The organism is Streptomyces sp. 2A115 (genome assembly GCF_052245575.1).
Lineage (GTDB): Bacteria > Actinomycetota > Actinomycetes > Streptomycetales > Streptomycetaceae > Streptomyces.
Genome location: NZ_JBQQCG010000179.1, coordinates 1 through 5,572, shown reverse-complemented (window position 1 = coordinate 5,572; position 5,572 = coordinate 1). Strand labels below are relative to the sequence as shown.

Sequence of the window (5,572 nt, the reverse complement as noted above, 5' to 3'; positions counted from 1 at the left end):
GCGCCGGCCTGAGCCTCTACCAGGTCGTCCGCGAGCTGCAGACACTCCTCGCCCTCTGGACCGGTGCCTGCCCCACCTGCCACCACGACATACCCACACCAATACGCACCTGACCAAGCCCTACTAGTGCCCTGACCGAATAGGTCCACCGCGTTGGGCGTAGAAAACGGCCGCAACACGCCTCCTCTCGAAAATCCAGTGGTCACGTTGGCCGGGGGCGAGAAGAATCCCCGGTCATGACCCTGCTTACCCACTGGCCGCTTGCGGGCCTGCGGTTGACCACGCCGCGGCTGGAGCTGCGGTTGCCGAATCTGGATGATCTCGCCGCGTTGGCTTCATTGGCCGCCGATGGTGTGCATGACCCGGCGGTGCAGCCGTTCACCGTGGCATGGACCGATGTCGAGCCCGAGCAGCGTGCTCGGAGCGTCCTGCAGTACCACTGGCGCTGCTGGGGCGAGTGGCAGCCGGAGAACTGGGAGCTGATTTTGGTGGCCGTGCGCGACGGGATTGTCGTGGGTACCCAGGGCACCGGTGCCCGGGACTTCTCGGTCCGCCGTGAAGTAGGCACTGGTTCCTGGCTGGGCAGGGCCCACCACCGCCAGGGCCTGGGGACTGAGATGCGCGCGGCTGTCCTCCACCTGGCCTTCGCTGGACTCGGTGCACAGCACGCTGTTTCTGGAGCATATGCGGAGAACACAGCCTCGCTGGAGGTTTCGCGCAAGCTCGGCTATCGCGAGGACGGCATTGAGCGTCATGCCGTACGTGCCAAGCCCGCCGTGCTGCGCAGGCTCCGCCTCACTGCTGAACAGTGGCAACAACACCAACTGGTCCCCGTGAAGATGGAAGGTTTGCCGGAGTGCCTGCCATGGTTCGGCCTGGCCTGACCGTGTAGTGGCGTGGAGATCATCGCGGATGGTCTGCGGAACGACGAGTCCAGATTGGGGCGGTGTTGCAAACCGCGCTGTGGGTCAGACCGCAGTGGCAAGCGGTCGCCCGCCCCACCGGATGCCCTTCTCACTGCGGATCCGGGCACGTTCACGGCGTTGAGCGGCGAGGACGTCGGGATGGCGGGCGTTGGCGTTGCGCCACCTCAGGTAGGCGTGCAGGGCCCGCGTCTGGGCGGTGTGGTTGGAGTTGGCGACGGTGAACTGCCGCAGCGGTCCGAAGTGGGCCTCGTGTGCCTGGAGTGTCTCCCGATGCCGAGTCCGTGATCCCAGCCGTAGGCAGTCGATGTATCCGTTGAGCCCTTTGACGCTGAGGAAGTCGGCGGAATGACCGAGCCTGAAGACCCGTACCGCAGCATCCGGCGCACCGAATACACCCTGCTTCTGATCGTGATGTTCCTGGGCGCCGTCGGAGTGGTGACCGAAACGGTGTGGTTGCTAGTGATCGCGGCATGGGTCCTGATCGCCGCCGGCCTGATGGAGATGTTCTTCCGGTCTTGACCATGCTCAGCCTGGCGCGGTTTCAGCACCCTCAACGGGGTGAGGCTGGGAGGAGAACAGGGCTGAGGACGAGCCCAACCGACCGTGTGCCCACCCCGGATGCAGCTGCCAGGGCTGAGATCCGCATACTCGATGATCGTCGGGTGCGGTGACTGGTGGGACCGGGTGCGCTGCGCAGGTAGGCAAGGCAAATGGGGGGACACGTGGGGGATATGAAGGACGCCAACGAGCTGGCGGTGCCGGAAGTGGTGGACAGTCCCGCTCTTCGGGAGCAGCCGACCGGGAGTCTGGCGCGGTGGTTGTTGCATCATCGGGTGCAGCCGGTCGGGCCGGCGGCAGGTGAGGGGCATGCCGAGCCGCACGCCTGGTGGAAGGTGATGTGTCTGACCGGGGTGGACTACTTCTCCAGCCTGGCCTATGTCCCGGCTATCGCGGCGCTTGCGGCCGGGGCGGTGTCGCCGTTGGCGACGTTGCTGATCGTGGCGTTGACGCTAGTGGGGATGTTGCCGATGTATCGGCGGGTGGCCCGGGAGAGTCCGCACGGAGCCGGGTCGGTGGCGATGCTGGAGGATCTGCTGCCGTTTTGGCGGGGCAAGCTGTTCGTGCTGGTCCTGCTCGGCTTCGTGGCCACGTCGTGGATCATCACGATCACCTTGTCCGCCGCGGACGCCTCCGTCCACATGGTGGAAAACCCCTACCTGCCCCATGCCCTGCACGGTCACGAGGTGGCCATCACGGTGGCGCTGTTGCTGGTGCTCGGAGGGGTGTTCCTGCTCGGGTTCAGCGAAGCGGTCAGCGTGGCCATCCCGTTGGTCGCGGTCTTCCTGGTCCTCAACGCCGTGATTATCGCCGTCGGATTGGTGGACGTGTTCACCACGCCTGGGGCGTGGTCGGCGTGGACGGACGCGCTTGGCGAGGGCGGAGGCGGGTTCGGTGATCTGGCGGGGCCGGCGCTGGTGGCGTTTCCGCTGCTGGTGCTGGGGCTGTCCGGCTTCGAGACCGGGGTGAGCATGATGCCGCTGGTGTCCGCCGAGGGCGCCGACGCTGAGCAGCGGCTGCGTTCGCGGATCCGCAACACCCGCAGGCTGCTGACCACCGCCGCGCTCATCATGAGCGTCTACCTCCTGTCCGCGACCTTCGTGACTACCGTCCTTATTCCTCACAAGGAGTTCGAGCCCGGCGGCGGGGCCAACGGCCGGGCCCTGGCCTGGCTGGCCCACGAGCACGTCGGGGAGGCGTTCGGCACGGTCTACGACGTCAGCACCATCTTGATCCTGTGGTTCGCGGGCGCCTCCGCGATGGCGGGGCTGGTCAACATCGTCCCGCGGTACCTGCCCCACTACGGCATGGCCCCGGAGTGGGGCCGCGCGGTACGCCCGGTCGTGATGGTCTACACCGCCCTCTGTGTTCTCATCACCATCGCGTTCGACGCCGACGTCGACGCCCAGGCCGGCGCCTACGCCACCGGCATCCTGGCCATGATGGTCTCCGGCGCCTTCGCCGTCACCGTCTCGGTCGTACGCCGCCGCCGGCGCGCGACCGCCACAGGCTTCGCAGGTCTCACTGCGGTCCTGCTCTACGCCCTGGTGGCGAACATCGTCGACAAGCCCGACGGCATCGCCATCTCGGGGATGTTCATCGCCGGCATCATCGCCGTGTCGCTGATCTCCCGGGTGTCGCGCACCACCGAACTGCGCGCCGACCGCATTGTCTTCGACGAGGCTGCCCGCCGGTTCATCACCGACACCCTCGCCCACGACAATTCCATCAACATCATCGCCAACCGGCGTGAGGCGGGCGACGGCGCCGAGTACTCCGGCAAGGAGCGGGAGCAGCGCGGCAGTAATCCGGTGCCCGCCCCGGCCGATGTGCTGTTCGTGGAAATCGACGTGGTCGACCCGTCCGACTTCAGTGAAGTCCTCGCCGTACGCGGCGTCGAGGTCGACGGCTACCGCATCCTGCGCGCCGAGGCACCGGCCGCACCGAACGCGATCGCCGCGATCCTGCTCGCCCTGCGCAACGTCACCGGTGTTCAGCCGCACTGCTACTTCGCGTGGGCCGAAGGCAGCCCCCTGATGCACATGTTCCGCTACTTCCTGCTCGGCCGCGGCGATACCGCTCCGGTCACCCGCGAGATCATCCGCAGCAACGAACCCGACCCCGACCGCCGCCCCGGCATCCACGTCGGCGGCTGACCCAGCGCCCCGTCCGGCGAAGACGACGCCCAGGGTCTGTCCGATGGGGTCAGTGACGAGCCGGACTGTCGATCGTTCAGCGCCATCTGGGGCGGGGGGATCCAACTGATCCTCAGTGGGCTCAGTTGGAGCCGCACTTCCCGAAGAACACCGGTCGGGGTGGACGGTGGAAGGATCACTGGCAGGTCGTCAAGGGATCCTGTTCCGTATGCGGGCCGGCATCTTGTGACAAGACCTGCCAAGGAGGTTCGGGAGCGGGCAGAGAGGATCTTCCGGGCTGTCCAGGCTGATGCCGACGCGGACGGCCGGATCGACTGGTCCATGGTGGGTGTGGACTCCACCGTGTGTCGTGCTCATCAGCACGCCGGGCGCACGCAGGCAGGCGTCGCGGAAGTAAGGACTCGGTGGCGTCGTCGGCCATCTTGAACTGCACCAGGTAATTGCTGTCGGCTTTGGTATCGATGCTCTCGGCGAGCGGTCCCGCGGTGTAGGCGCCGTTGAGGTCCAGCGACTGCCCGCCCCCTCGACAGCCAGCCACCTTCAGGAGTTACAAACCCGCAGATTATCGAGCATTTTACGTATGCTGGCCTGCGGGACGTCGCCCTGCGTAACGGTCAGGTGGCGTGGCAGAGCACCGCGCGGCCGGCCGAGGCGCGGGCCACGGTCGCGGGCACGGGACGGGCGGTGCGGACGCTGGCCGCGGTCTGCGAGCGGTTCCGCGCGAAGACGACGAGGCGCAGCACCACGAACCGCGCGACACCGGCGAGTGCGGAGGCGGACAGGTAGACGACCTGCTCGAGCACCGCACCGGGCGCCGCCACCAGCTGGTGCAGGACAAGCATCGCCACGCAGGTCACCGCGTACGCGGCCGCTGCGGACCCGGCCGACTGCGCATGCTGGCGCCAGGTCGCGCGCCCGCCCGCGCCGAAGGTGAAGCGGGCGTGCAGCTCGGTGGCGAGGAGCGTGGAGACCGCGGTGATCAGGGCGTTGGCCAGGACCCAGGGGATCCAGGAGGCGAGGGCCGCCACGGCGAAGCTGGAGGCGAGCCCCACCCCGCCGCCGCAGAGCACGAAGCGGGCGAAGGCGGTTAAGGCGCCGGGTGCCGCCTGCTGCTGGTTCTGTGCTGTCTCCATGATCCGGCCCCTTTGATGGCTCACTCCGCGAAACGCGCACCCTTCGGCCTGCGAGGCCGAGCAGCGCACCACCTGGACGCCATCATGGCACATGAGTGGCGCCATGTGGAGCCAAATATGGCGCCATGTGTATCACCGATGGCGCCATAGTGTGGAAGGAGTCGCGAATGTGCAGTTCAGCGACTCGGTGCAGCTTCGGTGTGCACCGGGCTGCGGTAAATGCTTATCGCTGCCGGAGGAGTCGTAGCTCGCTGAGCACCGAGAAGTCGAATCCGGTGTCGGCCAACTCCAGTGAAAGGGCGTACTTCCAGTCCAGACGCGAGCGGACCGCATGCGCGGCCTGCCGGTCGGTCAGCCCCTCGGCGAACTGCAACACCGACACCAGCGCAAGCCGGGCCGGAGACACCACCGGCCGCCCCCTGACCGGGAAAAGTTCCTCGAAATCGGCATCCGAGAACACCGGGCCGAGCACATCCCGCACACGCATCACCAGGCAGCCCTTCGGGAACACCGCACGTGCCAGCCGAGCGGTCTCTTCCGGGATCTCCCCCAGATCCACCCCACGCAACGACACCGAACCCACCCCTCGACACGACGACGGCCTGCACAACCCCAACAGGGACGTGCAGGCCGTCGTCACGCCCACCCCCGATTTACCAACAGCGTCCGGTCCCGGTGTGGGCCGTCGGCGTTCCCCGGGAGGAGCTGGTCCGGCACCCGCGGGGGAGTCCGGCGTATGGGTTCCGTCAAAAGCGTACGGGCCGCCGTATGGGAGGCGTCAACGGCGGCCCCATCGGGT

At 67.5% G+C, this 5,572-nt stretch carries 4 protein-coding genes and 3 pseudogenes; 4 read left to right on the top strand and 3 right to left on the bottom strand.

All coding sequences use genetic code 11. From position 1 onward, the window contains the following. Positions 1–236 precede the first annotated feature (236 nt). Positions 237–884 (top strand): GNAT family N-acetyltransferase, encoded by a 648-nt coding sequence (locus ACTWQR_RS55200; RefSeq protein ID WP_443234922.1) that lies wholly within the window; start codon positions 237–239, stop codon positions 882–884. 84 nt (positions 885–968) lie between these two features. Here ACTWQR_RS55200 and ACTWQR_RS55195 read toward each other — a convergent pair. Continuing rightward, positions 969–1,175, bottom strand: a pseudogene (locus ACTWQR_RS55195) (IS630 family transposase); the annotation flags it as partial. Positions 1,176–1,271: 96 nt separating this feature from the next. On the opposite strand from ACTWQR_RS55195, the gene ACTWQR_RS55190 reads away from it, so the two are divergent. From ACTWQR_RS55190 to ACTWQR_RS55180, 3 genes and pseudogenes are all read left to right on the top strand, one after another. Further along, positions 1,272–1,445 carry a hypothetical protein gene (locus ACTWQR_RS55190; RefSeq protein ID WP_443234921.1) on the top strand — a complete coding sequence of 58 codons (174 nt, stop codon included), beginning with the start codon at positions 1,272–1,274 and terminating at the stop codon, positions 1,443–1,445. 212 nt (positions 1,446–1,657) lie between these two features. Next, on the top strand, positions 1,658–3,640 hold the full coding sequence (locus ACTWQR_RS55185) for an amino acid transporter (protein ID WP_443234923.1): 1,983 nt from the start codon (positions 1,658–1,660) through the stop codon (positions 3,638–3,640). Positions 3,641–3,726: 86 nt separating this feature from the next. Beyond that, positions 3,727–4,063, top strand: a pseudogene (locus ACTWQR_RS55180) (transposase); the annotation flags it as partial. Between the two features lie 191 nt (positions 4,064–4,254). Here the strand turns inward: ACTWQR_RS55180 and ACTWQR_RS55175 are convergent. Beyond that, positions 4,255–4,773, bottom strand: coding sequence for a hypothetical protein (locus tag ACTWQR_RS55175; RefSeq protein WP_443234920.1), 519 nt, complete (start codon positions 4,771–4,773; stop codon positions 4,255–4,257). A 241-nt stretch (positions 4,774–5,014) separates the two neighbouring features. Then, positions 5,015–5,347, bottom strand: a pseudogene (locus ACTWQR_RS55170) (transposase); the annotation flags it as partial. Between the last annotated feature and the right edge of the window lie 225 nt (positions 5,348–5,572).

Excerpts from the sequence above, each read along its gene's own strand:
- ACTWQR_RS55200 (WP_443234922.1), top strand. The coding sequence starts at position 237 with ATGACCCTGCTTACCCACTGGCCGCTTGCGGGCCTGCGGTTGACCACG.
- ACTWQR_RS55190 (WP_443234921.1), top strand. The coding sequence starts at position 1,272 with ATGACCGAGCCTGAAGACCCGTACCGCAGCATCCGGCGCACCGAATAC.
- ACTWQR_RS55185 (WP_443234923.1), top strand. The coding sequence starts at position 1,658 with ATGAAGGACGCCAACGAGCTGGCGGTGCCGGAAGTGGTGGACAGTCCC.
- ACTWQR_RS55175 (WP_443234920.1), bottom strand. The coding sequence starts at position 4,773 with ATGGAGACAGCACAGAACCAGCAGCAGGCGGCACCCGGCGCCTTAACC.